Raw genomic sequence first — 24,555 nt, 5'->3', positions numbered from 1 at the left:
AATGGCTATCAGCTTTAACAACATTCCATCCGATGTCCGCGTGCCGCTGTTTTATGCGGAGATGGACAACTCTGCCGCCAACAGCGCGTCGGCCAGCATGCGTCGCCTGATCGTTGCGCAGGTCAACGACGATGTGTCCGGTCCCGAACTGGGTTCTCTGGTGCTGGTGCCGAGCGTGGCGCTGGCGAAAAACATCGGCGGTCAGGGCTCCATGCTGGCCTCCATGTATGAAACCTGGCGCAAGGCGGACCCCACCGGCGAAGTCTGGTGCCTGCCGCTGCTCAGTACCGAAGGCGCCAAGGCCGGCGCGAAAGTCACCCTCACCGGGGCGGCGACCGAAGCCGGTCTGCTGAACCTGTATGTCGGCGGCATGCGAGTGCAGGCCACTGTGGTCAACGGCGCAACCGCTGCCCAGGCGGCCACGGCACTGTCGGTAAAGATCAATGCCACGCCTGACCTGCCGATCACCGCGGCTGTCGAAGCGGGTGTGCTGACCCTTTCCTGCAAATGGAGCGGGGCAAGCGGCAATGACATCCAGCTGGAATTCAATCGCCAGGGCAAGACCAATGGCGAAGTCATTCCGGCTGGCCTGACGGCGGCAGTATCAGCCATGACCGGCGGCGTGGGTACGCCTGATCAGCTCAAGGCACTGGCTGCGCTGGGCGATGAGCCGTTCGAGTTCATCTGCATGCCCTGGACCGACACCGCTACGCTGGATGCCTGGAAAGCGGCAATGGACGACAGCACCGGTCGCTGGAGCTGGGCGCGTCAGTTGTACGGTCACGTTTACAGCGCCAAGCGCGGCACGGTCGGTACGCTGGTGGCCGCAGGTCAACTGCGCAACGATCAGCACATCACCCTGCAGGGTGTGGAAAACGGTGTTCCGCAACCGGTCTGGCTGCAAGCCGCTGCACTGGCTGCGCGCACGGCGGTGTTCATCTCTGCCGACGCCAGCCGTCCGACCCAGAGCGGCACCATGCCTGGCATCGATCCGGCTCCGGCCAGTCAGCGTTTCACCCTGACCGAGCGTGAGTCGCTGCTGCGTTACGGCATCGCCACGGCGTACTACGAAGGCGGTTACGTGCGCATTCAGCGTTCGATCACCACCTATCAGAAGAACGCTTATGGCCAGGCTGACAACTCGTACCTGGACAGCGAAACCATGCACCAGTCGGCGTTCATCATCCGTCGCCTGCAAGGCATCATCACCAGCAAGTACGGCCGCCACAAGCTGGCCAACGATGGCACGCGCTTCGGTGCCGGTCAGCCGATCATCACGCCGAGCACCATCCGTGGCGAGTTGATTGCGCAGTACGCACGTCTTGAAGAAGAGGGTCATGTGGAGAACGCCGAAACGTTCGCCCAGCACCTGATCGTCGAGCGTGACGGCAATGACCCAAGCCGCGTGAACGTGATGTTCCCGCCTGACTACATCAACGGCCTGCGCGTGTTCGCGCTGCTCAACCAGTTCCGCTTGCAGTACGACGAAGCGGCATAAGCCTAACCAACCCTTTCAAGCCCGCCTCGTGCGGGTTTTTTCATTCTGGAGATAAACAACATGGGTCAGAAAGTTGCGGGTACCTGCTACATCAAAGTGGATGGCACCCAATTGACCATCAGCGGCGGCGGCGAAGCGCCTCTGATGAACATCAAGCGCGATACCGTCGTACCGGGCTACTACAAGGAAGTTGATAAGGCCGCGTGGTTGAAATTTACCGCCGTGCATACCGCCGATCTGCCGCTCAAGCTGCTCACCACCGGTGTGGACATGACCATCACCTGTGAGTTCAAGAACGGCAAGACCTACGTCCTGTCCGGCGCCTACCTGGTCGATGAGCCGAGCAGCAAAGCTGACGACGGCACCATCGAGCTGAAATTCGACGGCAATCAGGGGAGCTGGCAATGAGTGAAGTCATCGACCTGGCCAGCCCGATCGAAGCGCACGGCGAAACCCTTTCGCAACTGACCTTCCGGCGCCCTACGGCGCAGGAAGCGCGGGCCATCAAGGCCCTGCCGTACAGGATCGACAAGAACGAGGAAGTCTCCCTGGATCTGGACGTGGCGGCGAAATACATCGCCGTCTGCGCTGGCATCCCGCCCTCGTCGGTCAATCAGATGGACCTGTGCGACATCAACACGCTGAGCTGGAAGGTTGCGAGTTTTTTCATGGCAGCGGCATCAGCGACCTCGAAGGACTGATCGCCGTCGTTTACGACCTCGCGTACTTCTGGAAGACCGATCCCGAACTGATGATGTCCAGGGAGCTGGACATCATCACCGAGTCGATCTTGCAGACGCAACGCATCAACCAGATCCTGCAGGGGGAGTGATGGCAGACACTATCAAGACGCTGATTACCGGCGTCGACAAGCTGTCTCCAACGCTGGCAACTATCCGCAACAACGTTGAAGGCTTCGAGACCAGGCTTAAAGGCTCTGGTCTTGGGAACGTCGAAGTGGGCGAGATGATCAAGAGCAATGCTTTGGCAGAGCCCTTGATTGCCGGGGTAAAGGCAGCGATCGGTTTCGAGACCAGCATGGCCGGCGTGAAACGATCGGTCACCTTTGAAACACCGCAACAGTTCCAGCAGATGAGTTCCGACATTCTGGACCTCAGTGAACGACTGCCGGAAAGCGCCAACGGTATCGCGGCGATTGTCGCCGCAGGTGCCAAGGCCAACGTACCGCGCGAAGAACTGACCGGGTTTGCCAGCGACGCCGTGAAAATGGGTGTCGCATTCGATCAGACGGCGGCCGAGTCGGGCGACATGATGGCCTCATGGCGGTCATCGTTTCAGATGACTCAGCCGCAGGTCGCGGCGTTGTCCGAGAAGATCAACGTGCTCGGCGGCAACAACCTGGAAAAGAAAATCGCCACCATGGTGACTGCAATGGGCCCGCTCGGGCCGGTTGCGGGGATGGCCTCCGGGCAACTGGCGGCAATGGGCGCGACCCTGGCCAGCGTCGATGTGCCGGCCGATGTGGCCGCCAGCGGCATGAAGCGGTTCATGCAGTCGTTGACCGAAGGGGGCGCGGCGAAAGCCGGGGCGTTCGAGGCGTTGCAGCTCGACGTCAACCAGCTGACCCAAGGCATGCAGAGTGACCCGTCCGGGACCATTGAAAAGGTCCTGACGGCGGTTTCCAGTGTTGATCCTGGCAAACAGTCGGACGTCATCACGCAGCTGTTCGGTGCCGAATCGCTGGGCGCGATCACGCCGCTGCTGGCCCACCTCGATGTGCTCAAGTCCAACCTGGCCAAGGTCGGGGAGGGCGTGCAAAACAGCGGCTCCATCGAGAAGGAGTTCGCAGACAACTCCCAGACCACGGCCACTGCCATCAAAGAGATGACTAACCGTGTCGATCGTCTGGGCATCAATATCGGCAGTATGTTCCTGCCGGCGATGAACGAAGCAATGGCCGTGATCGGGCCGATGATTTCTCAGGTCGCCGCGCTGGCGGCCGAACACCCAGAGGTGATCAAGGGCGTCGTGGGCGCCGCGATTGCTTTCGGCGTACTGCAAGTCGCCGTTCTCGCTGCAACGAGTGCCGCCGGGCTGCTGGCTGCGGTCATGGGCATGTCCCCGCTCGGCCTGATCGTGCGCGGCCTCGCGCTGGCGGCAGGTTTTCTGATCGCCAACTGGTCGACCGTTGCACCTTATTTTCAGGCGGTCTGGGAGGCTATTCGCGGACCGGTGATGGCGCTGTGGGACGTACTCAAGGCGGTCTTCGCCTGGACGCCGCTGGGCATGATCGCAGCCAACTGGCAGCCACTGAGCGAATTCTTTGCTGCGCTGTGGGACGTGATCAGGGCGCTGGCCACGCCGGTTTTCGATTTTCTGCAGACGCTGTTTGCGTGGTCGCCATTGGGCATGGTCGTGGCCAACTGGCAGCCGCTGTCCGAGTACCTGGCCGGCCTGTGGGAAACCATCAAGGCCGAGGCACAACCGTTTACTGATGTGCTGGCAACGCTGTTCAGTTTTTCGCCGCTGGGCATGGTCATCGAGAACTGGCAGCCGATCAAAACCTGGTTCGCAGGTCTATGGGCGGACATCAAGCCATTCATCGAGCCGATCATGAGCTGGTTTGGTGGCGACACGAATAAGACCGTCCTGCAGCGGGCGACCGAGAAGGCCAATCAGTTCGCGGAAGAACAGCGGATACGCAACGCAGGGCCAGGCGGCGGGACTGGAACGTTTCTGGCGGCCGGTGCCGTCGAGAACGTTCGCACAAATCAACAGTTGCTCAATCAGGCCACTGGCGTGCCGCCGACCAGCCAATTGCTCGGCGTACCCACCCCGCTGGCCCCCGGCAGCCTGTTGTTGCAACAGGGCGCAGCCGGGGCCGGCCCGCGACTTGAAGGCGAGCTCAACATTCGCTTTGAAAACGCGCCGCCGGGCATGCGTGCCGGGCAAGTGCAAACCAACCAGCCGGGTTTGACGATATCGCCAAACGTCGGTTATCGAACCCTCGGCGCAGGAGCCGGATCATGAGTACATGGCGTGACAGCCTGCTGCCAGCGTCTTTCCGGGGCGTCGGTTTTTTTATTGAAAAAGCCGTCGTCCCGGCAGGCCGCAAGGGGCAGTTGCATGAGTTTCCACAACGCGACGAGCCTTATTTCGAGTCGCTGGGCAAACAGTCGAAAGTGCATACGCTGACGGGGTTCATTGTCGGTCCCGACTGTTTCGAACAGCGAGACAAATTGCTGCAGGCACTGGAGCAGGAAGGTGCCGGCGAGCTGGTACATCCCTGGCTGGGTCGCGTGCAGGTCCAGGTTGGCGAATGTGGTGTTACACACAACCTGAGCGAAGGCGGACTCGTCCGGCTGGACCTGAAATTCTATCCGGCCAACCCGCTCAAGTTTCCCGTGTCGACGCTCAATACGCGACGGCAGTTGCTGGGGGCGTCCGAGAGCCTGCTGGGCTCGGCGCTCAGGCGCTACCGCTCGGTGATGGCCACAGTGGACGCGGTGCGTATCAATATTCAGGCGCTGCGCAGCGCCCTGTCGGGAGTATTCGCGACCATTCAGCGGCAGTTCACACCGTTCATGACGATTTATTCGGATGTCACCGCGCTGGTGCATTCGCTGGTCAATGCGCCGTTGACGGTCAGCACGCTGTTTAGCACGTTCTTCGCCAGTTTCGACGGTGACAGTCGTCGAGCCAGAAGAGCGAACGGCACCAGCAGTATTGGCGGGGCGAGTACCGGAACGGATGCCGGCTCAGGTTCCGGCAACTCGACAGGGGGCGGCTCAGGCAATGGTTCCGCGAGTGGCAGTAACGGCACCGCTGCGAGCAGCGCGGCAGCAAGGTCCGGCAGCAATGGCGGCGTGTCCTCTGTTGAAACGGTCGATTACCGGTCGGTGATTTCCGAGGCCACGCAACAGGCGGAAGCGGTGTCCGGCATCAATCTGGTCAGCCAGAGCAGCGGGCTGGATACCGGCGTGACGGCGCAGGCCGCGGCCAATCTGGTCCAGGATGCCTTGTTGGTCAAGGTGGCGAAAATCGTCGCGAGCATGCCGGTTGCGACGACCGTCATGCCGCTCACTGTGGTGCCGTCGCTGGATCAGCAAGTGACGCAAGCACTGCAGCGCGTCGATGTGCCGGTTGCCGATGACGTCATCGAACTGCGCGACACGCTGAGTTCAGCCATCTGGGAAGCGTCGTTGAAAGCCGACCCTGAACATTACCTGGCGCTCAACACGTTGCGTCAGGCGTTGATCAGGCACCTCAACGCGGTGGCGGCCTCTGGCGTGCGTCTGGTGGACCTGAAGGTGTCCGAGCCTTTGCCCGCGCTGGTGCTGGCCTATCGCCGATTCGGTGACGCCAGCCGGGCGCAGGAAATGGTGCAGCGCAATCGGCTGGCCCATCCGGGTTTCGTGCCGCCCGGCACGCTGAAGATCGCTCAGGAGTGACCCATGATCGACCCTAACGTTGTCACCCTGACGGTTGACGAGCACGACTATGCCGGCTGGAAGTCGGTGGAAATCTCTGCCGGGATCGAGCGTCAGGCGCGCAGCTTTGACGTGAGCATTACCTGGCAGTGGCCGGGCACTGAAATCTCGCATCCGATCACGCCTGGCGCCGCGTGCGAAGTGCGTATCGGCGGCGAGTTGATTCTGACCGGTTGGGTGTTTGCCGCGCCGATCAGCTATGACGGCAAGCAAGTCACGCTAAAGATTTCCGGACGCTCGAAAACCGCCGACCTCATCGACTGCTCGGCCATCAACAAGCCGAGTCAGTGGAAGGAGGTGGGGGTGCTGAAGATCGTTGAAGCGCTGGCTGCTCCCTATGGTTTGTCGGTGATCAGCGAAATACCGGAAACCTCGAAGATGGCCGATCACACCATCGAGCCTGCCGAAACCGTGTTCAAGTCCATTGACCGGCTGCTGACCCTGTTCCGGATTTTTTCCACCGATGACGAATACGGCAATGTGGTGCTGGCCAGGCCGGGTAGTCGCGGGCAGAGCGCAGACGCGCTCGAACTTGGCAAGAACGTGTTGAGCGCCGTCATCGCGCGGGACTTTTCCGGGCTTTTTTCCGAGTACCGGGTCATCGGTCAACAAACCGGTAATGACCAGACGTTCGGCAAGGAGTCGTCGGAGGTCTCGGCCGAGGTCACGGATAACCGGCATGACGATCCCGCGCATAAAAAGCGGCTTCGCGTACTGGTCGTTCATGAGGATGCGCCGATCACACCCAAACTCGCCCTGAGTCGCGCCAATTGGGAGCGTGGTCAGCGGGCTGGCAAGGCGCTGCTCACCACCTACAAGGTCCAGGGCTGGCGGCAGTCCAACGGGGCGCTCTGGCGGCATAACACCATGGTCCGGGTGATCGATCCGGTCATCGGTTTTACGAGCCGCAACATGCTGATTTCAGCCGTGACCTATTCGCTGAGTGACCAAGGCACGATCACCACACTGGTGGTCGGTCCGCCTGAAGGTTTCCAGGCCGAGCCGGGTGACCCCAACAAGCGCAGCAAGGTGCAGGTCAATCAGGATGCTTACTCCTGGCTGCTGCCCATCGACGAGGAAACAACCTCATGAGCTTACTCAATCGCATGCTGGTGCGCGGCACCGTGGTGCTCGCCAGGGCCAGCAGCAAAATGCAGGCGCTGCAAATGCGCCTCACCGCCGGAGAGGTCAAGGACGACATGGAGCACTTCGAACCCTACGGTTTCACCAGCAATCCACTGGCCGGCGCTGAAGGTATCGCCGCGTTCATTGGTGGCGACCGGTCGCACGGTCTGCTGCTGGTGGTGGCCGACCGGCGCTATCGGCTCAAAGGGCTGGAGTCGGGCGAAGTGGCGATCTACACCGACGAGGGCGACAAGATTCACCTCAAGCGCGGCAAGGTCATCGACATTGAAACCGACACCTTGAACATCAAGGCGACGGTGGCCGTGAACTTCGACACACCGCAGATCACCCAGACCGGAAAGATCGTCTCCCAGGGCGACCAGCTCGCCGCGGGTATCAGCCAGATCAGCCATCTGCACGGCAACGTGCAGGGCGGGAATGGCCAGAGCGGGCCGCCCGTTGGAGGTGCCGGATGATCATCGAAGGCTCTCTGCAGGCGTCTCTGCTGCGCTCGGTGGTCATCAGCCTGTTCACCTGGCGACGTGCTGAAGCGGACGACCCGTTCGACGATGCCGAGCGCTATGGCTGGTGGGGCGACACCTACCCGGCACAGGCCAATGACCGCATCGGTTCCAGGCTGTGGCTGCTGCGCCGGGTCAGGCTGACTGCCCAGACCCAGCGCGACGCCGAGTTCTATGCCCGCGAAGCGCTCGACTGGCTGATCGAAGATGGCCAGGTCCAGCACATCAACATCCTTACCGAACAGGTTCAGAGCAACCGCCTGAACCTGGGCGTCGAGCTGGTCGTCTCGGACGGTCAGATCGTGCGTTTCAACCCTTCTGAACAGTGGCAGGTGATTTATGCCGTTTGAAACACCTACGTTACCGGCGCTGATCAACCGAACCCAGGTCGACCTCGCCGACGAAGCGCTACGTCAGTCCGATGCCCGGGTATTGTCCCGCGCGCACAGCGGTGCGGCCTACGGGCTGTACGGCTATCAGGACTGGATCGCCGACCAGATTCTGCCGGACACCGCCGACGAGGAAACCCTCGAGCGGCAAGCCATCCTGCGCCTGAGGCAACCGCGCAAGGTGGCACAGGCCGCTACTGGCACGGTGCGCTTCAGCGCTGCAGCCGGCGCGGTGCTGGATGCGGACACTGTGCTGCAGTTCAGCGATGGACGCTTCTACCGTGTCACCAAAGGCGTCACCACAGTTGCGGGCAATAACACGACCACGGTCGAAGCGGTGGATGCCGGTGTTCTGGGCAACGCGGATGCCGGTCTGGTGATGACTGCCGTGCAACCGGTCGAAGGCATCGACAGCACCTTCACCGTCATTGCCGACGGACTGTCCGGCGGCATTTCGCAGGAAAGTATCGAGTCGTTGCGTGCGCGTGTCGTGCGCTCCTACCGGGTCATCCCGCATGGCGGCAATCAGGATGATTACGTGACCTGGGCGCTGGAGGTACCGGGCGTGACGCGTGCCTGGTGTGTGCGCCGGTTCATGGGGCCGGGGACGGTGGCGGTGTTCTTCATGCGTGACGACCAGGCCGATCCCATTCCTGACGCTGAGCAGCTCGCTGCGGTCGCGGCGTATATCGAGCCGCTGCGTCCGGTTACGGCGGATGTGTATGTGCTGGCACCGGTGCAGAAACCGGTGGTCTACACGATCCGGCTCACACCGGACACCTCCGCCGTGCGGGCGGCGGTCGAGGCGCAGCTGCTGGACCTGCACAACCGTGAGGGCGGGCTGGGCGAAACCCTGCTGCTCACGCACATCGCCGAGGCTATCAGTCGCGCGACGGGCGAAACCGATCATGTGCTGGTTTCACCCGTGGCCAACGTTACCGCGGCGGCCAACCAGCTGCTCACGTTCGGGGGTATTCAATGGTCTTCATAAGAACTGCCGAACACTACGCCGGGCAACTGCAGGCGCTGTTGCCCCCCGGCCCAGCGTGGGATCCGGAGCGGGTGCCGGAATTGCAGCAGGTGATTACCGGGCTGTCCCGCGAGTTCGCGCGCATCGATGGCCGCGCGTTCGACCTGCTCAACGAGATGGACCCCGCCACCGTCAGTGAGCTGGTCCCGGACTGGGAGCGGGTGATGAACCTGCCCGACCCGTGCCTGGGGCTCAAACCGTTGTTCGCTGACCGGCGTCTGTCGGTGCGCCAGCGGCTCGTGGCAACAGGAGGGCAAAACGCGGCGTTCTACATCGACATTGCCATCAGCCAGGGCTACCCCGATGCCACCGTGACCGAACACCGAGCGCCCCGTATGGGGCGTTCGCGTTTTGGCCAAGCGTACTTCGGCACCTGGAACGCGCAATTCATGTGGACCCTGAACACCGGCGGGCGCCAGCGCCTGGGCCGACGCTTCGGGGCCAGCTACTGGGGAGAGCGGTTCGGGGTGAATCCCGGGCTCGCAATCGAATGTTTGATCCGTCGAGCAGCACCGGCGCACAGCGTCGAATTCGTAAACTTCAACTGAGGAACACAATGTGGATTATCCCAAGAGTGTGCCGGGCGTAGGCTTGGCAAGCGGCAAGTTTGTAGATGAAAACCCGGCGACCGGCATGCCCGGCTCGCTTATTCCTGCGCAGTGGGGTAACTCGATCACGCAGGAGATTTTGAATGCGATGGCGGCCGGTGGTGAGCAGCCTGATGAAACCAGAACAGACCAGCTCGCAACCGCAATTACGCAGATTGGTTCGCAAGTCAGGCAGGCCTATAAAGGTGCCGGGTTTGGCTACACCGCTTCTGAAACTCTGTTGCCCGGAGCGGCGGGGCATTGGCACAGAATCAACCTTGGGGGCATCACGCTGACCTTGCCTCCCAAAGCGAACGTAGTGGTAGGTAAGTCGATAACCTTTCATAACGCATCGCCAGCAGCGGCAACTATCAAGGCCAATGGTGCTGAGATCATCTCCCTATACGGTGCCGGCAGCAATACGTTGAAGCTCAATGCGGCGGAGTGGGTAGAGCTTGTTTTTAATACTGACGCGATCTACATCACCAAGCGCGGCAAAATGACAGAGGTAGAGGAGGTCGACTCTCAAAAAGTGTTCTCTTTCACCACCGATACAGTTTTTACAAGAGACCAGATGGAGTTGCTGCTACTGGATGCCACTGGCGGCAATCGTGCGTTCACACTGCCCTCCTCAAACGCGGCACTAGGTGTCAAGGACGTCATTGTTCGCAGAATAGACGGCAGTGGCAACCGGCTGACCGTTAATGCAAGTGCCGGGGAAAAGATCAGGTTTCATACCCATCTAAATGCTGCTGGTTATTCCTTTCTGGTTCTGATGGGGGCTGGAGACTGGTGGCATCTGCGCAGCGATGGTGCCGGGAGTTGGTGGCCGGTAGGACGCTACGACAACACACCTCTGGGACGACCCGTCTTCGAAACAACGACGTTGTTCAGCCCAGGAGGATACGGAGCGTTGAACGGTGGGCTTCTCAACCGCGCCGACTGGCCGTGGCTTTGGGATCATGCGCAAAAGTCCGGGATGGTTTACACCGAAGCAGCTCGTACCGGCAAGGAAGGTGGATGGAGCAGTGGCGACGGCGCCCTGACCTTCCGAGGGCCCGAAGGTAGGGGCGAGTTCCTGCGGGTACTGGATGAGTCTCGTGGCGTCGATACGTCGCGTGTCGCCGGATCTTGGCAGGACGGCACTTGGCTGAGGACGGTGGCTCAGGAGTGGAGCGGGTCTGACATAGAAACGGGTACTTACTTGTTGGGCAGTGGTCACGCCCAGGCAGATGGACGCCTCAACTCCACAGGCCCTAATGGCTTGTTGCCGATCGGTGCATTGGTTCCAGCTGGAGGTTCTGCGTATCTCCGTGAAACGACAGATAACGGCGTGACGGGAGCTGCTATGAGAGACGACCAGCAACCGATGAACAACTGGATTCGTTTCCGTAGCCGCAACATGGCCTATCCCGGCCGTATTAAACTGATCTGAGGACATTATGCCTACTTACTTGATAGACGACTCTGGGGCCTTGATAGGGCCTGTTGAATTACCGGTTGTTCCTGGACTGGGCGAGCAAACGCCCAGCAATGCTGTAAGCATGACCGAGTTGCTTAACGAACCGAACACAGGATTTGCCTGGACACTGATAAATGGTGAGCTGCAGCAGGTCATAGATCGCCGTGGCTTGATGTATCGAATAAACGACGGCTCGGTAGAGGAGTGGAGCAGCCTCGGTCTGCCGCCTGAACGGCTCACCGCCAAACAATGGCCCGGCAAGTATTACGTTTGGCGAGAGGGTGAATGGGTTCTTGATACGGAAGCGCAGAAGGCCGCTTTGGCTTCCGCCGCTCTGCTGGTTCGTGACCAGCGTTTGCAGGAAGCAGCTACACGTATCGCCCCGTTGCAGTATGCCGAAGAACTGGGAGATGCCACCGAGGCGGAGAAGGCAAGTTTGCTCGAATGGAAACGCTATAGCGTAGAACTGAACCGGATCGAGCAAACCCCGGATTACCCTCTCCAGATCAAATGGCCTTCACCGCCCTCGGGTACAACTGCCCTGTAGACATGACTGCGAGAGCGGTTTTTTTTTGCCCGTGCCTACAGAACAGCTAGCCCCGGTAGGGCGCAAGTACAGACGAACTGCCCCGCTCTGAGGGGGCGTTGTTTTATTCGCCATTTAATCTCGCTTTTGAACAGGAGAGCCTTGTCGACTCAAGGGGTGGGCTCGTCCCGCAAGCCCCAGAGGAGTATCAATTCCTGTCAACCAGCAACAACAACTCAACATCATCCCTGACGCCGGCCCCACCGCCGGCGTTTTAGTTCCTGTCATCAAACGAAACAGGAGGTCCGCCGACGCCCGCAAGCGTCAATCATTCATAAACCCATACTCTCTCACTAGAAAACCGAAGGTATTCATATGTACACAGTAATAAGCGCTCGTGATCCACGTTGGTCCGATATGGCACACACATACATTAATCTGTGGGTGTTGTTTGCAGAGTTTAAAGACACTTACGGCGAGGTGCCTTTTAGTGCGTCTCCCAACGACTCCGCTGCTCATGGCGTCGATCTGTTTAACCGTGCCCTCGCCGGTGAGTTCGGCCCGGTTCTCGAGCCGACCGAGGAGGCGGTCCTGCAGCTGGTGACGAGTCAGCGGAATAACTTGTCAAGTAACGCTACTTATCGAATTCACTCGTTGCTGGACGAACTGGATATTCTTCAAGACGCCATAGCAATGAATCTGGCGACCGAAGAGCAATTGAAATCCGTGCCAGCCCTAAAAGCTGAGCTGTACGCGTTCCGTCTTTATCGCGTGCAGCTTTCCCTAATTGACACATTGCCAGGTTACCCAAGGAAGTTCGACTGGCCAGTGGCGCCTGCGCAGCCTTTTGTGTATGTGCCACCTTCTGAGTAGTTAGCCATTTGGCAGGGCGTGCGCGAAAACGAATTGCATCCGGCGCCAGCTATGAGGCTGGAGTTGTTGTTTCTGCTTTCGCTATGGCCGCGACCTGCCGATATGACTGCTGCTAACGACTCAGGTCAATGATGGGGCGTTTTTTTACCCGTAATGCGCGTCGTTCTTGAGTCACGAGAGCTTCGTCGATGGGGGACACTGACGAGCGTCATAAGCAAGGCAGGAGTAACCATGCCTATCAACCAGCAACAACTACTGCAAATCCTCCCCAACGCCGGCTCTAAAGCCGGCGTTTTCGTTCCTGCTCTCAACATCGCCATGGCCCGTTACGCCATCGACACCCGCCTGCGTATCGCCGCGTTCATTGCTCAGATAGGGCATGAGTCCGGGCAGCTTCGTTATGTGCGCGAGCTGGGCAGTGACAGCTACCTGGCGAAGTACGACACGGGCCAGTTGGCGCTGCGTCTGGGCAACACGCCAGAAGCAGATGGCGACGGTCAGTTGTATCGGGGCCGTGGGCTGATTCAGGTGACGGGGCGGACCAACTACGAGGCGTGCGGGGAGGCGCTCGGGCTGGACTTGCTTGCCCAGCCGCAACTGCTCGAACAACCCGGCCACGCGGCCATGTCGGCGGCATGGTTCTGGGATCGGGCCAACCTCAACGTGCTGGCAGACCAGGGTGATTTTTTGATGATCACCCGCCGCATCAACGGCGGTACCAACGGCCTGGCGGATCGGCAGGCGCTTTACCAGCGGGCATTGGAGGTGCTGCCGTGAAAGTGCTGGATATGCGATTCCTGATCCTCGCATTCGTGCTGGGGTCAGGGCTGGGTACCTGGGCCGCCTGGAAATGGCAGGCGGCCCGCTATGGCCTGCAACTGTCCACGCAAGCGCTGACGTGGCAGCGCGAGCGCGAGCAGGCGGCGCTGGCGGTCGTCGACTGGCAGAACGCCGAGCAGGCACAACGACGGGCGCTGGAAGTCCGTTTGCACACCAACGATACAACCATCCACAAGGAGTTGAGCGATGCACAGACTGCTCAGGCTCGTTTGCGTGATCGCCTGGCTACCGCTGATTTGCGCTTGTCAGTCCTCCTCGCCAACAGCCCCGCCAACCGTGATGGCATGCCAGCCGGCACCGACACCGGCGGCGTGGTTCATGGAAGCCCGCGAGGCGAACTTGACCCAGCGGCTGCTGGACGAATTGTCGCCATCACCGACTACGGCGATCAGGGATTGATCGCTTTGAAGGCCTGCCAAGCCTATGTGCGCGAGATTGCGCACTGATGTTCCTCTCGGCTCCCCACCTCCCAGGCCATCGTGCCCCTGCCTCAATCCCGCCTCCGCAAGGAGGCGCGGCCCTCTTTTCAGCCTTTAACTGCTTTTCAATCGGCGCGGCCCGGTACATTCATATTGCACCGGCCGATTCGGTACGCTAATGTCTTGAAACGTACCGATGAGACCCCTTCCGTGACGACAGTCAGCAAGCTTTTGATGCGCGTTATCAAGGCTCACGCCCGTTGGCGTTGGCGCGCCTGACTATTTCCTTGCCGGCCCTGCCGGTCCCGTACCTGTATGCCTTCGATTTTGTGATGTTTTTCTCCGTCCCCCGGCCTTGTGGCTGACGAGGGGATGCATGAGTGAAGCAGAATCCGGAAGGCCTGAATCAAGTCAGTAAATCAAAAGGTTGATAGCAAAATGCTGCTGATGATCGATAACTACGATTCGTTTACCTACAACGTCGTGCAGTACCTCGGTGAGCTGGGGGCGGACGTCAAAGTCATTCGCAATGACGAACTGAGCATCGCCGAGATCGAGGCCCTGAACCCGGAGCACATCGTCGTTTCGCCTGGCCCGTGCACGCCCAATGAAGCCGGCGTCTCGCTGGATGTGATCAAGCACTTCGCGGGCAAACTGCCGATTCTGGGCGTGTGTCTCGGGCATCAGTCCATCGGTCAGGCCTTTGGCGGCGACGTGGTCCGCGCGCGTCAGGTCATGCATGGCAAAACCAGCCCGGTCATTCACCAAGACGGCGGGGTGTTCGATGGCTTGAATCATCCGTTGGTGGTCACCCGCTACCACTCGCTGGTGGTCAAACAGGATACGCTGCCCGATTGCCTGGAAGTGACGGCCTGGACTGCGCTGGAAGACGGTTCGGTCGATGAGATCATGGGCCTGCGCCACAAGACATTGAACGTCGAAGGGGTGCAGTTTCACCCCGAGTCGATCCTGACCGAGCAGGGCCACGAGCTGTTCGCCAATTTTCTCAAGCAGAGTGGCGGTCATCGTCAGGGCTAAGGATTTTTTATGAGTACCCCCATGGATATCAAAAGCGCGCTCAATCGCGTGGTCAACCAGCTGGACCTGACCACTGAAGAGATGAGCGATGTCATGCGCGAAATCATGACCGGCCAATGCACTGAAGCGCAGATCGGTTCGTTTCTGATGGGCATGCGCATGAAGAGCGAAACCATCGATGAAATCGTCGGTGCGGTGTCGGTCATGCGCGAGCTGGCTGGCAAGGTCGAACTGAAAACCCTGGACGGCGTGGTCGACATTGTTGGCACGGGCGGCGATGGCGCGAATATTTTCAACGTGTCGACAGCTTCCGCTTTCGTCATCGCCGCCGCGGGTTGCACCGTGGCCAAGCATGGTAATCGTGCCGTCTCGGGCAAAAGCGGCAGTGCCGATCTGCTCGAGGCTGCCGGGGTTTATCTGAACCTCACGCCTGTTCAGGTAGCGCGTTGCATCGACAGCGTGGGTATCGGCTTCATGTTCGCCCAGTCTCATCACACCGCCATGAAGCACACGGCCGGGCCGCGCCGCGAACTGGGTCTGCGCACACTGTTCAATATGCTCGGCCCGCTGACCAATCCGGCCGGCGTTCGTCATCAGATCGTCGGCGTGTTCAACCAGGCGCTGTGCCGCCCGCTGGCCGAGGTGCTGCTGCGTCTGGGCAGCAAGCATGTGCTGGTGGTCCACTCGCAGGACGGCCTGGACGAATTCAGTCTGGCCGCACCGACCTTCGTGGCCGAGCTGAAAAACGGCGAAGTCACCGAATACTGGGTACAGCCCGAAGACCTGGGCATCAAAAGTCAGAGCCTGTACGGCCTTGCCGTGGAAAGCCCGGCGGCTTCGCTGGAGCTGATCCGCGATGCGCTGGGACGCCGCAAAACCGAGAACGGGCAGAAAGCTGCGGAGATGATCGTGCTCAATGCCGGCGCCGCGCTTTATGCTGCTGATCACGCGACAAGCCTGAAAGAAGGCGTGGCCCTGGCGCACGATGCGCTGCACACTGGCCTGGCGCGGGAAAAACTGGAAGAACTGGGTGCCTTCACGGCGGTATTCAAGCAGGAGAACGAAGCATGAGTGTGCCAACCGTACTGGAAAAGATCCTTGCCCGAAAGGCCGAGGAAGTTGCGGCTCGTCGTGCGATTGTGGGCCTGACCGAGCTTGAACAACAGGCCGCCCGGGCCGACGCGCCACGTGGCTTTGCCAAGGCATTGATCACTCAGGCCAAGGCAAAGCAGCCTGCCGTTATCGCCGAGATCAAGAAGGCATCGCCGAGCAAGGGCGTCATCCGCGAACACTTCCTGCCGGGCGAGATCGCCAGAAGTTATCAGGCCGGTGGCGCGACCTGTCTGTCAGTGCTGACCGATGTGGACTTCTTTCAGGGCGCCGATGCCTATCTGCAGGAGGCACGTGCGGCGTGCAACCTGCCAGTGATCCGCAAGGATTTCATGATCGACCCTTATCAGGTGGTCGAAGCACGTGCTTTGGGCGCTGACTGCATTCTGTTGATCGTGTCGGCACTGGATGACGTGCAAATGGCTGAACTGGCTGCCGTTGCCAAGGGCCTGAAGCTGGATGTACTGGTCGAGGTGCACGACGGCGACGAACTGGAGCGCGCACTCAAAACGCTCGATACACCGCTGGTGGGCATCAACAACCGCAACCTTCATACCTTTGAGGTGAGCCTGGAAACCACGCTGGACTTGCTCCCGCGCATCCCGCGTGATCGCCTGGTCGTTACCGAAAGCGGCATTCTCAATCGTGCGGATGTCGAGCTGATGGAAATCAGCGATGTCTACTCGTTTCTGGTGGGTGAGGCCTTCATGCGTGCCGAACACCCGGGCGCCGAGTTGCAGCGGTTGTTCTTCCCGGAGCGCAAGATTGCAGTAAGCGCTTCGTCCAGCGACTGAGCGTATTGAGCTGAACATCTTTGCGAGGGCCGGCATGCAAGACTCGATCATCGACATATGTGTCGAACAAGGCCTGCAGGCCGAGCAGGATCTTCTGGCGTCGGTATGTGCAGGTGCTGCAGATCACGGGCTGCTGTTCTGGCGGCCCAATGATCGGGCGCTGGTCATGCCACGGCGGATGAGCCGGTTAGCGGGTTTTGCCGAGGCCAGCGAGACCCTGTCGGACAATGCATGGCCTGTCCTCTTGCGTGAAACCGGCGGCGAGCCAGTGCCGCAGTCCTCTGCCACGCTGAACATCGCGCTGGTCTACGCGCAGCCGCCCACTGACGTGGATCGTGACCGTATAGAAACCGCCTACCTGCGATTATGTCAGCCGATTCTCGATCTGTTGACCGACCTGGGTGGCCAAGCCTCACTGGGTGAGGTGGCAGGCGCATTCTGCGACGGTCGCTTCAACGTCAACCTCGATGGTCGCAAAATGGTTGGAACGGCTCAGCGCTGGCGTCAGAGCCAGGGCGGGACGCGTCCCGTAGTGCTGGCGCATGGCGCCTTGCTGCTGGATAACGAGCGCGTTCAGATGGCGGCCGCGGTAAACCGCTTCAATGAGCTGTGTGAGCTTGAGCCGCGTGTTCAGGCCGAAAGTCACATTGCCTTGTACGAAGCGTTTCCGGGTGCTGACGTCCTGGAGCGTCTGGCGCAGGCTTACCGCAAGCTGCTCGCCGGGCTCTGAATACCAAGGGCTCAGCGTGTCCCGAAGACCACCATGGTCTTGCCTTTGACGTTGACCAGGCTCTGTTCTTCAAGGGCCTTGAGCACGCGTCCGACCATTTCCCTCGAACAGCCGACGATGCGTCCGATTTCCTGGCGGGTAATCTTGATCTGCATGCCGTCCGGGTGAGTCATTGCATCCGGCTGCTTGCACAACTCGAGCAACGTGCGAGCCACTCGCCCGGTGACATCGAGAAACGCCAGATCACCGACCTTGCGCGTTGTATTGCGCAGGCGCTCGGCCATCTGGCTGCCGAGCGCATACAGAATTTCCGGCTCTTGCCTGGTCAGCTCGCGGAACGAGTCATATGAAATCTCGGCCACTTCGCATTCGGTCTTGGCCCGCACCCAGGCGCTGCGTACGGACTCCTTTCCCGCTTGCTCGAACAGACCCAGTTCGCCGAAGAAGTCCCCGCTGTTGAGATAGGCGACGATCATCTCCCGGCGCTCGTCGTCTTCGATCAAAACCGTGACTGATCCCTTGAGGATCAGAAACAACGACTCGGAACGCTCACCAGCATTGATGATGTTGGTTTTCGCGGGGCAGCGGCGGCGTTCTGCATGGGGCAGCAGCTTGTCCAGACTGTTTGCTTTGGGCGTAAAGGTTATTGCGACCATGCGAGGCTTCCGAAATAAGGTGTATGGCCAAATGGCATACCTATAGGTATCGGCTGCGCCTTTATTCTCGCCAGCTTTTCCAGACGTGTAGGAAGCTATTTGCGAACATTCCTACGCATTTCCTACAAAAGGCATTTCTTCCGGGCGGCTTTTGGCCCTGTGCTAAGCTGGCGACCCCTTTTTTACAGTGGAGTCTTGGCGATGAAGGCACGCATCCAATGGGCTGGCGAAGCCATGTTCCTCGGCGAATCCGGCAGTGGTCATGTGGTGGTAATGGATGGTCCGCCGGAAAGCGGTGGTCGCAACCTGGGTGTACGCCCGATGGAAATGGTCTTGATCGGGCTGGGTGGCTGCAGCAACTTTGACGTTGTGAGCATTTTGAAGAAGTCGCGCCAACCCGTGGAAAGCTGCGAGGCGTTTCTGGATGCCGAACGGGCCGATGAAGACCCGAAAGTGTTCACCAAGATCCATCTGCACTTCGTCGTCAAGGGACGAGAGTTGAAAGAAGCACAGGTCAAGCGGGCGATCGAACTGTCCGCAGAGAAGTATTGCTCGGCCTCGATCATGCTCGGCAACGCGGGTGTGAAGATCACTCACGATTATGAAATTGTCGAACTGGGCTGAACGCCAGACATCCAACGATCATAAAAACGGCGCACACTCTGGCAGACGGCTTCGGACGTCTGCATAATGCGCCACTTTTTACGGGCGCAGCATGTATTGGTTTTCTGCTGCCGGTCCGAACAGACAACCAAAATCGCCAACGCGAAGAGGTGTTAACCGTCCTACGCAGATGAGCCGGGCTCACCTGACGGGCATGCTTGATCACGCGGCTGGCGCCGCACCCATATAGAGAGTTTTTAACGGTGAAAAGCAAACTCAAGCTCCACGGGTTCAATAACCTGACAAAGACCTTGAGCTTCAACATTTATGACATCTGCTATGCGGAAACCCCGCAGGACCAGCAGGCGTATGTCGAGTACATCAACAGTGTGTACGACGCAGAACGCCTGACGCGGATTCTGACTGATGTTGTCGATATCATTGGTGCCAACATCCTGAACATTGCGCGTCAGGATTACGATCCACAAGGTGCCAGTGTGACCATTCTGATCTCGGAGCAGCCGGTGACGCCTACCGAAAGCCAGATCGAAGAGTCGCCAGGTCCACTGCCGGAAACCATCCTGGCGCACCTGGACAAGAGCCATATCACGGTCCACACCTACCCGGAAATTCATCCGGTTGACGGTATTGCCACGTTCCGCGTGGATATCGATGTGTCGACCTGTGGCGTTATTTCACCGCTCAAGGCGTTGAACTACCTGATTCATAAATTCGAGTCGGATATCGTGACCGTCGATTATCGCGTGCGCGGCTTTACCCGTGACGTGGAAGGCAAGAAGCACTTCATCGACCACGAGATCAACTCGATCCAGAACTACCTGTCCGAAGACACGCGCAACGGTTACCAGATGACCGACGTGAACGTGTATCAGGAAAACCTGTTCCACACCAAGATGCTGCTCAAGCAGTTCGAACTGGACAACTACCTGTTTGGCGACGCCACCAGCAACTTGTCTCCCGAGCAGCGCGAGCAAGTGACCGCCAAGGTCAAACACGAAATGCTGGAAATCTTCTACGGCCGCAACGTCGCCGTATAAACCCGGATTCCGGACATTAAAAAGGCGCCTGATGCAGGCGCCTTTTTTATGGGGGGTTGTATACGTGTTGTCAGATGCGATAAGTCGACTTGGTCATGACCTTGGCCAGCACACTCATGCCGAACTTGACCGGTGCCGGGAAGCGAAAACCGCCTGCCTCCAGTGCGGATTCAGCGTGGTGTTCTTCATCGCTGAGCATCTGTTGCAGGATAGCCCGGGACTTGCCGTCTTCGGTCGGCAGTTGCTCCAGATGTTCAGCCAGGTGCTTGCAGACCTGATCTTCGGTCGCCGCGACAAAACCCAGGCTGACCCGGTCGCTGATAACGCCGGCTACTGCGCCCATCCCGAAGGACAGGCTGTAGAACAGCGGGTTCAGCACACTGGTATGGCTGCCAAGCTGATGAATGCGCTGTTCGCACCAGACCAGATGATCGATTTCCTCTTCAGCCGCACGCTCCATCGCCTTGCGCACCTTGGGCAGCTTTGCCGTCAGCGCCTGGCCCTGATAAAGCGCCTGGGCGCAGACTTCGCCGGTATGGTTGATGCGCATCAGACCCGCGACGTGGCGCGTGTCGACTTCGCTCATCTTGTGCTCGGGCTGAACAACGGCGGGGGAAGGGCGCTGCGAGTGCGCGCTGGACGGCAGCAATGTGCGCATCGCGCTGTCGGCTTGCAGTAACAGACGGTCGAGGGGGGAGTATTGACGTTCGGTAGCCATGGGCACCTCCGGAAGATCATGCGGGCAGTTTACCCCAATCGGCCGGAGCGGGCAGGGCTTGTGTCGTCCGACCAGCGCTGATCACACACGCTGGTCGGCCGGGAAGCCCGAAAACGCTGGCTCAGCCCGGTGGCCAGTTCATCTGGCGCTGACCAAGTACATGCATGTGAATGTGGTAGACGGTCTGCCCGCCCAGCTCATTGCAGTTCATCACCACGCGGAAGCCTTCTTCGCAGCCCAGCTCGAGGGCCAGACGCTGCGCCGTGAACAGAATATGTCCGGCCAGGCCTTTGTCTTCCTCGGTCAGATCGTTCAGGGTGCGAATGGGCTTTTTCGGGATAACCAGAAAATGCACGGGTGCCTGTGGGGCGATGTCGTGAAAGGCCAGTACCTGATCATCTTCATAGATGATCTTCGCCGGGATTTCCCGATTGATGATCTTGGTAAACAAAGTGTCCACAGCCGTTTGCTCCTTGTCGGTTGATGGTCGTCACAGGGTATCGCTGTGCTTCAGCGCGTCCGAGTGTACTGAGCAAGACGCGGCTCGCCCAGCCGTTTGTCGGTCAGCGCGGGCAGTATTTCTTGTTGATGTAGCCGCTGATCTGGCGGGCCAGCCAGCGTGAAACCAGGCGCGGGCTAAGCGTCCACAGCCGGTTACCGAAACCGGGAGTGATCACTGCGCGGTTTTTTGTCAGCGCGCGAACGGTATACAGCGCCACTTCTTCGGGGCTCATCAGGTTATCCACATTGACCTGCAACTGCGCGGTGCGAAAAAAAGCCGTCCTGGTCGGGCCGGGGCACAGCACCGAGACCTTTACGCCGGCTTTCTTCACTTCCTCGCGCAGCCCTTCGGAAAAATGCAGCACATACGCCTTGCTTGCATAGTAGGTGCTCATCCATGGCCCGGGCTGGAATGCCGCCACCGAGGCGATGTTGAGTATCTGGCCGCCGCCCTGAATGGCCATCAGGTTGCCGACCGTGTGGCACAGGCGCGTGAGGGCCAGAATGTTCAGATCGATCAGGTCCTGCTCTGCACTCCAGTCCTGAGCCAGAAAAGGTCCGCAGGTGCCGATGCCCGCAGCGTTGACCAGCAGATCGATCTGATGGGCGCCGTCTTCCAGTTCCAGCAGAAAGCCCGAGAGTCTCAGCGGCTCGCCCAGATCGCAGGCTCGAAACAGCACTTCCACGCCAAAACGCTGAGTCAATTCCAGTGCAATTGTTTCCAGCAGGTCGCGCTGGCGGGCGACCAGGATCAGGTTGCGACCGCGACGTGCCAGCGCTTCGGCCATCGCCAGGCCTATGCCGCTGGACGCGCCGGTGATCAGGGCGTAACGGGTCATGCATTTCTCCATTGAGCGTGTTGCGACCGGCAGTCTGCCGAACCGTGAGCAGTCTATTACTTGTCGCTTTGTTCTTCGGGCTCTATGTTGACATCCGCTGGCGCGGTCAAGGCACTGTCACGGCTTTCTTCGTCGTCGTAAGGGAGCGATTGCTCGTATTCGTCGGTCTGCAATTCCAGCTCATCACGCAGCATGCCTGCGCCGCCGGCGGTGAGTCCGATCAGGACAATCGGGATCAGTAACACCCACAGAATGGCCAGGGTCTTCACGCCTCGGGAATTCGGTGGCGGCGGCGGGCCGAAAGCGTTGGGGCCTTTCGTTCCAGGCAGCAGGATCATCAGAAACGGGAAGACGCTGCCTACGAACGGCACCATGGTCAGCAGCAGAAGCCAGCCCGACCAACCCAGATCGTGCAGCCGCTGAACGCCGATCTGCGCACCTATGACAGCGAACACGACGAGCACCACCGCCATCAGCAGGCCGCCGGCGACCAGCGAACCGTTCATGACCAGCAGGCACACACCTACCAGCACCAGCGTCGCGGCACTCAGGACCATGCTCCACGCCAGATAGCGCAAGCGCCCGATACGCCCATGGATACTCAAGACCTTCAGCGTCGAATGACCGGGCTGATCAGCGCCGACCTGTGCCTTGGGCGGTGCGTAGGGCGATATTTCCAGATGCGCGGGTTTGGGGGAGGGCTGGCTGACGACTTCATCCAGACTCAGGCTGATTTCAACGTCAGGTTCGATACGTGCTTCGACGCCCGCATCGTCCAGCGCCTTCAGGTAGCGTTCCGCATCCTGATAAGTGATCCCGCGCTTGAGCGCGACGGGTTGACCGCTGAACAGCTTCTGCACTGCAGACGGTTCGCTTTTGAACAGCCCCGCCAGGTTGGCCTTTGCGGTGTCGAGCTCGACGCCTTCACGCACCTGCCCTTCAAATACAATCTTGAAGTGTGAATCGGCCATACGGGGCTTCCTTGTCTTTAAATGGAAAACAATGCCGGGCGCCTGTCTGAGACAGGGCGCCCTGTCGCGTTACTGATGATTGAAGTCAGAAGGGTTTGACGATAACCAGAATGACGATAGCGATCAGGATCAGTACCGGGATTTCATTGAACCATCGATAAAACACGTGGCTGCGGCCATTTTCGCCACGGGCAAAGCGTTTGACCTGTGCACCGCAGACGTGGTGATAGCCGATCAGCAGGACAACCAGTGCGAGCTTGGCGTGCATCCAGCCCTGACTGAAATAACCGCTGGGGTCGAAGCTGATCAGCCAGCCGCCGAAGACCAGCGTTGCGATCATTGCCGGGGTCATGATGCCACGGTACAGCTTGCGCTCCATGACGATGAAACGCTCGCGGCTGACCGTGTCCTCACTCATCGAGTGATAGACGAACAGTCTTGGCAGATAGAACAGGGCTGCAAACCAGCAGACCATTGAAATGACATGAAGCGCCTTTATCCATAGATAGAGCATTTTTGATTATTCCCAGGTTCACGGTGGCCGAATAGTAGTGTCTTGTGCGCCCATACGTCACGTTGTCGGTTGTCGCAGAGGCGATAGGCTCCTATTATCGACCGCTTTCCAGTTGTTTCGTTGAGGGCAGGTTATGGTCAAGGTCGGTATCGTCGGCGGCACGGGTTACACCGGGGTCGAGCTGCTGCGTCTGTTGGCACAGCATCCGCAGGCAGAAGTAGTGGTCATTACCTCGCGCTCGGAGGCCGGCATGCCAGTCGCCGACATGTATCCGAACCTGCGCGGGCACTACGACGGCCTCGCGTTCAGCGTGCCTGACGTGAAAACCCTGGGTGCCTGTGACGTGGTGTTCTTCGCCACGCCCCACGGTGTAGCCCATGCCCTGGCTGGTGAATTGCTCGCGGCAGGCACCAAAGTGATCGACCTGTCTGCCGACTTCCGTCTGCAGGATCCGGTCGAGTGGGCCAAGTGGTACGGCCAGCCTCATGGTGCTCCTCAGTTGTTGGAGGATGCGGTGTACGGGCTGCCGGAAGTCAACCGCGAACAGATCAGGAACGCGCGACTCATCGCCGTACCGGGTTGCTATCCCACCGCTACCCAGTTGGGTTTCCTGCCGCTGCTTGAAGCCGGTATTGCCGATAACACTCGTCTGATTGCCGACTGCAAATCTGGCGTGAGCGGAGCGGGCCGTGGTCTGAATATCGGTTCGCTGTACTCGGAAGCCAATGAAAGCTTCAAGGCCTACGCCGTGAAGGGCCACCGCCACCTGCCTGAAATCACCCAGGGGCTGCGTCGCGCTGCCGGTGGCGACATCGGCCTGACGTTCGTGCCACACCTGGTGCCGATGATTCGTGGCATTCACTCCACGCTCTATGCAACGGTCACTGATCGCTCGGTGGACCTGCAGGCACTGTTCGAGAAGCGCTACGCCGACGAGCCATTCGTGGATGTGATGCCAGCGGGCAGCCATCCCGAAACCCGCAGTGTGCGTGGCGCCAACGTGTGCCGCATCGCGGTGCATCGTCCGCAGGGCGGCGATCTGGTCGTCGTGCTTTCGGTGATCGACAACCTGGTCAAAGGTGCGTCGGGTCAGGCGGTGCAGAACATGAACATCCTGTTTGGCCTCGATGAGCGCGCCGGGTTGTCCCATGCGGGCATGATGCCCTGAGGGAGGCAGCTTTGAGCTTCAAGCTTCAAGCTTCAAGCGGCAAGCTTCAAGTTGCAAGGCAAAGGCGGGCCGGCCATGCTCTTGTAGCTTGTAGCTTGTAGCTTGTAGCTTGTAGCTTGTAGCTTGTAGCTTGT

General features: G+C 59.7%; 29 protein-coding genes. 23 read left to right on the top strand and 6 right to left on the bottom strand.

The features are described from left to right. The first annotated feature begins 1 nt into the window (after position 1). From QRN50_RS12420 to QRN50_RS12325, 20 genes are all read left to right on the top strand, one after another. The gene (locus QRN50_RS12420) at positions 2-1,498 is read left to right on the top strand and encodes a phage tail sheath subtilisin-like domain-containing protein (protein WP_024652213.1); all 1,497 of its coding nucleotides are present in this window, start codon (positions 2-4) and stop codon (positions 1,496-1,498) included. Between the two features lie 60 nt (positions 1,499-1,558). Beyond that, positions 1,559-1,906, top strand: a complete 348-nt coding sequence (locus QRN50_RS12415; protein ID WP_011269114.1) for a phage tail tube protein — start codon at positions 1,559-1,561, stop codon at positions 1,904-1,906. Further along, positions 1,903-2,199 carry a phage tail assembly protein gene (locus QRN50_RS12410; RefSeq protein ID WP_003316280.1) on the top strand — a complete coding sequence of 99 codons (297 nt, stop codon included), beginning with the start codon at positions 1,903-1,905 and terminating at the stop codon, positions 2,197-2,199. The genes QRN50_RS12415 and QRN50_RS12410 overlap by 4 nt, the downstream gene beginning before the upstream one ends. After that, a complete protein-coding gene (locus tag QRN50_RS12405; protein WP_103360398.1) occupies positions 2,124-2,330 on the top strand; it encodes a hypothetical protein in 207 nt (68 codons plus the stop codon). The genes QRN50_RS12410 and QRN50_RS12405 overlap by 76 nt, the downstream gene beginning before the upstream one ends. Beyond that, on the top strand, positions 2,330-4,489 hold the full coding sequence (locus QRN50_RS12400) for a phage tail tape measure protein (RefSeq protein WP_096127452.1): 2,160 nt from the start codon (positions 2,330-2,332) through the stop codon (positions 4,487-4,489). The genes QRN50_RS12405 and QRN50_RS12400 overlap by 1 nt, the downstream gene beginning before the upstream one ends. Beyond that, entirely contained in the window at positions 4,486-5,910 is a 1,425-nt protein-coding gene (locus QRN50_RS12395; RefSeq protein WP_096127451.1) for a DNA circularization protein, read from the top strand. Before QRN50_RS12400 ends, QRN50_RS12395 begins: the two co-directional genes overlap by 4 nt. Positions 5,911-5,913: 3 nt before the next feature. Then, positions 5,914-7,041 (top strand): phage baseplate assembly protein, encoded by a 1,128-nt coding sequence (locus tag QRN50_RS12390; RefSeq protein WP_003401994.1) that lies wholly within the window; start codon positions 5,914-5,916, stop codon positions 7,039-7,041. Further along, positions 7,038-7,550 (top strand): phage baseplate assembly protein V, encoded by a 513-nt coding sequence (locus QRN50_RS12385; protein ID WP_003372720.1) that lies wholly within the window; start codon positions 7,038-7,040, stop codon positions 7,548-7,550. The genes QRN50_RS12390 and QRN50_RS12385 overlap by 4 nt, the downstream gene beginning before the upstream one ends. Next, positions 7,547-7,945, top strand: a complete 399-nt coding sequence (locus tag QRN50_RS12380; protein ID WP_024652217.1) for a phage GP46 family protein — start codon at positions 7,547-7,549, stop codon at positions 7,943-7,945. The genes QRN50_RS12385 and QRN50_RS12380 overlap by 4 nt, the downstream gene beginning before the upstream one ends. Then, positions 7,935-8,975, top strand: a complete 1,041-nt coding sequence (locus tag QRN50_RS12375) for a baseplate J/gp47 family protein (RefSeq protein WP_003401993.1) — start codon at positions 7,935-7,937, stop codon at positions 8,973-8,975. The genes QRN50_RS12380 and QRN50_RS12375 overlap by 11 nt, the downstream gene beginning before the upstream one ends. Further along, the gene (locus QRN50_RS12370; RefSeq protein WP_024661073.1) at positions 8,963-9,562 is read left to right on the top strand and encodes a YmfQ family protein; all 600 of its coding nucleotides are present in this window, start codon (positions 8,963-8,965) and stop codon (positions 9,560-9,562) included. Before QRN50_RS12375 ends, QRN50_RS12370 begins: the two co-directional genes overlap by 13 nt. A gap of 10 nt (positions 9,563-9,572) precedes the next feature. Then, on the top strand, positions 9,573-11,036 hold the full coding sequence (locus QRN50_RS12365) for a hypothetical protein (RefSeq protein ID WP_024639976.1): 1,464 nt from the start codon (positions 9,573-9,575) through the stop codon (positions 11,034-11,036). Positions 11,037-11,043: 7 nt separating this feature from the next. Beyond that, a complete protein-coding gene (locus tag QRN50_RS12360; protein ID WP_024639975.1) occupies positions 11,044-11,610 on the top strand; it encodes a tail fiber assembly protein in 567 nt (188 codons plus the stop codon). A 354-nt stretch (positions 11,611-11,964) separates the two neighbouring features. Continuing rightward, positions 11,965-12,462 (top strand): tail fiber assembly protein, encoded by a 498-nt coding sequence (locus QRN50_RS12355; protein WP_024643155.1) that lies wholly within the window; start codon positions 11,965-11,967, stop codon positions 12,460-12,462. A gap of 231 nt (positions 12,463-12,693) precedes the next feature. After that, positions 12,694-13,239 (top strand): glycoside hydrolase family 19 protein, encoded by a 546-nt coding sequence (locus QRN50_RS12350; protein WP_057457391.1) that lies wholly within the window; start codon positions 12,694-12,696, stop codon positions 13,237-13,239. Further along, complete coding sequence (locus QRN50_RS12345; RefSeq protein WP_192873921.1) at positions 13,236-13,748, top strand: lysis system spanin subunit; 513 nt, start codon at positions 13,236-13,238, stop codon at positions 13,746-13,748. Before QRN50_RS12350 ends, QRN50_RS12345 begins: the two co-directional genes overlap by 4 nt. A gap of 411 nt (positions 13,749-14,159) precedes the next feature. Beyond that, positions 14,160-14,759: an aminodeoxychorismate/anthranilate synthase component II gene (locus QRN50_RS12340; RefSeq protein WP_004415847.1), complete on the top strand. Its 600-nt coding sequence runs from the start codon at positions 14,160-14,162 to the stop codon at positions 14,757-14,759. A 21-nt stretch (positions 14,760-14,780) separates the two neighbouring features. Then, entirely contained in the window at positions 14,781-15,830 is a 1,050-nt protein-coding gene (gene trpD / locus QRN50_RS12335) for an anthranilate phosphoribosyltransferase (protein WP_024640873.1), read from the top strand. Then, positions 15,827-16,663, top strand: a complete 837-nt coding sequence (trpC, locus tag QRN50_RS12330; protein ID WP_011269105.1) for an indole-3-glycerol phosphate synthase TrpC — start codon at positions 15,827-15,829, stop codon at positions 16,661-16,663. Before trpD ends, trpC begins: the two co-directional genes overlap by 4 nt. Positions 16,664-16,697: 34 nt before the next feature. Next, positions 16,698-17,393, top strand: coding sequence for a lipoate--protein ligase family protein (locus QRN50_RS12325; protein ID WP_060406096.1), 696 nt, complete (start codon positions 16,698-16,700; stop codon positions 17,391-17,393). An 11-nt stretch (positions 17,394-17,404) separates the two neighbouring features. On the opposite strand, the gene crp is transcribed toward QRN50_RS12325, so the two are convergent. Further along, complete coding sequence (crp, locus tag QRN50_RS12320) at positions 17,405-18,049, bottom strand: cAMP-activated global transcriptional regulator CRP (protein ID WP_003401959.1); 645 nt, start codon at positions 18,047-18,049, stop codon at positions 17,405-17,407. Positions 18,050-18,250: 201 nt separating this feature from the next. On the opposite strand from crp, the gene QRN50_RS12315 reads away from it, so the two are divergent. Both QRN50_RS12315 and speD read left to right on the top strand, forming a co-directional pair. Continuing rightward, on the top strand, positions 18,251-18,673 hold the full coding sequence (locus QRN50_RS12315; protein WP_024639966.1) for an OsmC family protein: 423 nt from the start codon (positions 18,251-18,253) through the stop codon (positions 18,671-18,673). Between the two features lie 242 nt (positions 18,674-18,915). Continuing rightward, entirely contained in the window at positions 18,916-19,710 is a 795-nt protein-coding gene (gene speD, locus QRN50_RS12310) for an adenosylmethionine decarboxylase (RefSeq protein WP_003316303.1), read from the top strand. A 70-nt stretch (positions 19,711-19,780) separates the two neighbouring features. Here speD and coq7 read toward each other — a convergent pair whose 3' ends face one another. From coq7 to hemJ, 5 genes are all read right to left on the bottom strand, one after another. Beyond that, positions 19,781-20,428, bottom strand: a complete 648-nt coding sequence (gene coq7, locus QRN50_RS12305; protein WP_003401955.1) for a 2-polyprenyl-3-methyl-6-methoxy-1,4-benzoquinone monooxygenase — start codon at positions 20,426-20,428, stop codon at positions 19,781-19,783. Positions 20,429-20,549: 121 nt separating this feature from the next. Continuing rightward, the gene (locus tag QRN50_RS12300) at positions 20,550-20,888 is read right to left on the bottom strand and encodes a histidine triad nucleotide-binding protein (protein WP_003316306.1); all 339 of its coding nucleotides are present in this window, start codon (positions 20,886-20,888) and stop codon (positions 20,550-20,552) included. A gap of 103 nt (positions 20,889-20,991) precedes the next feature. Beyond that, positions 20,992-21,768, bottom strand: coding sequence for an SDR family NAD(P)-dependent oxidoreductase (locus QRN50_RS12295; RefSeq protein WP_024659392.1), 777 nt, complete (start codon positions 21,766-21,768; stop codon positions 20,992-20,994). A gap of 56 nt (positions 21,769-21,824) precedes the next feature. Next, entirely contained in the window at positions 21,825-22,739 is a 915-nt protein-coding gene (locus QRN50_RS12290; RefSeq protein WP_003401952.1) for a DUF805 domain-containing protein, read from the bottom strand. Between the two features lie 85 nt (positions 22,740-22,824). Continuing rightward, positions 22,825-23,253 (bottom strand): protoporphyrinogen oxidase HemJ, encoded by a 429-nt coding sequence (gene hemJ, locus QRN50_RS12285; RefSeq protein WP_003401951.1) that lies wholly within the window; start codon positions 23,251-23,253, stop codon positions 22,825-22,827. 133 nt (positions 23,254-23,386) lie between these two features. Here hemJ and argC point away from each other — a divergent pair, with 133 nt between their 5' ends. Next, positions 23,387-24,421, top strand: coding sequence for an N-acetyl-gamma-glutamyl-phosphate reductase (gene argC, locus QRN50_RS12280; protein WP_003411695.1), 1,035 nt, complete (start codon positions 23,387-23,389; stop codon positions 24,419-24,421). Positions 24,422-24,555 lie beyond the last annotated feature (134 nt).

This window comes from Pseudomonas sp. MEJ108 (genome assembly GCF_030208985.1).
In the GTDB taxonomy this organism is placed as follows: domain Bacteria; phylum Pseudomonadota; class Gammaproteobacteria; order Pseudomonadales; family Pseudomonadaceae; genus Aquipseudomonas; species Aquipseudomonas fragariae.
This window is presented reverse-complemented; position numbering and strand designations above follow the sequence as displayed.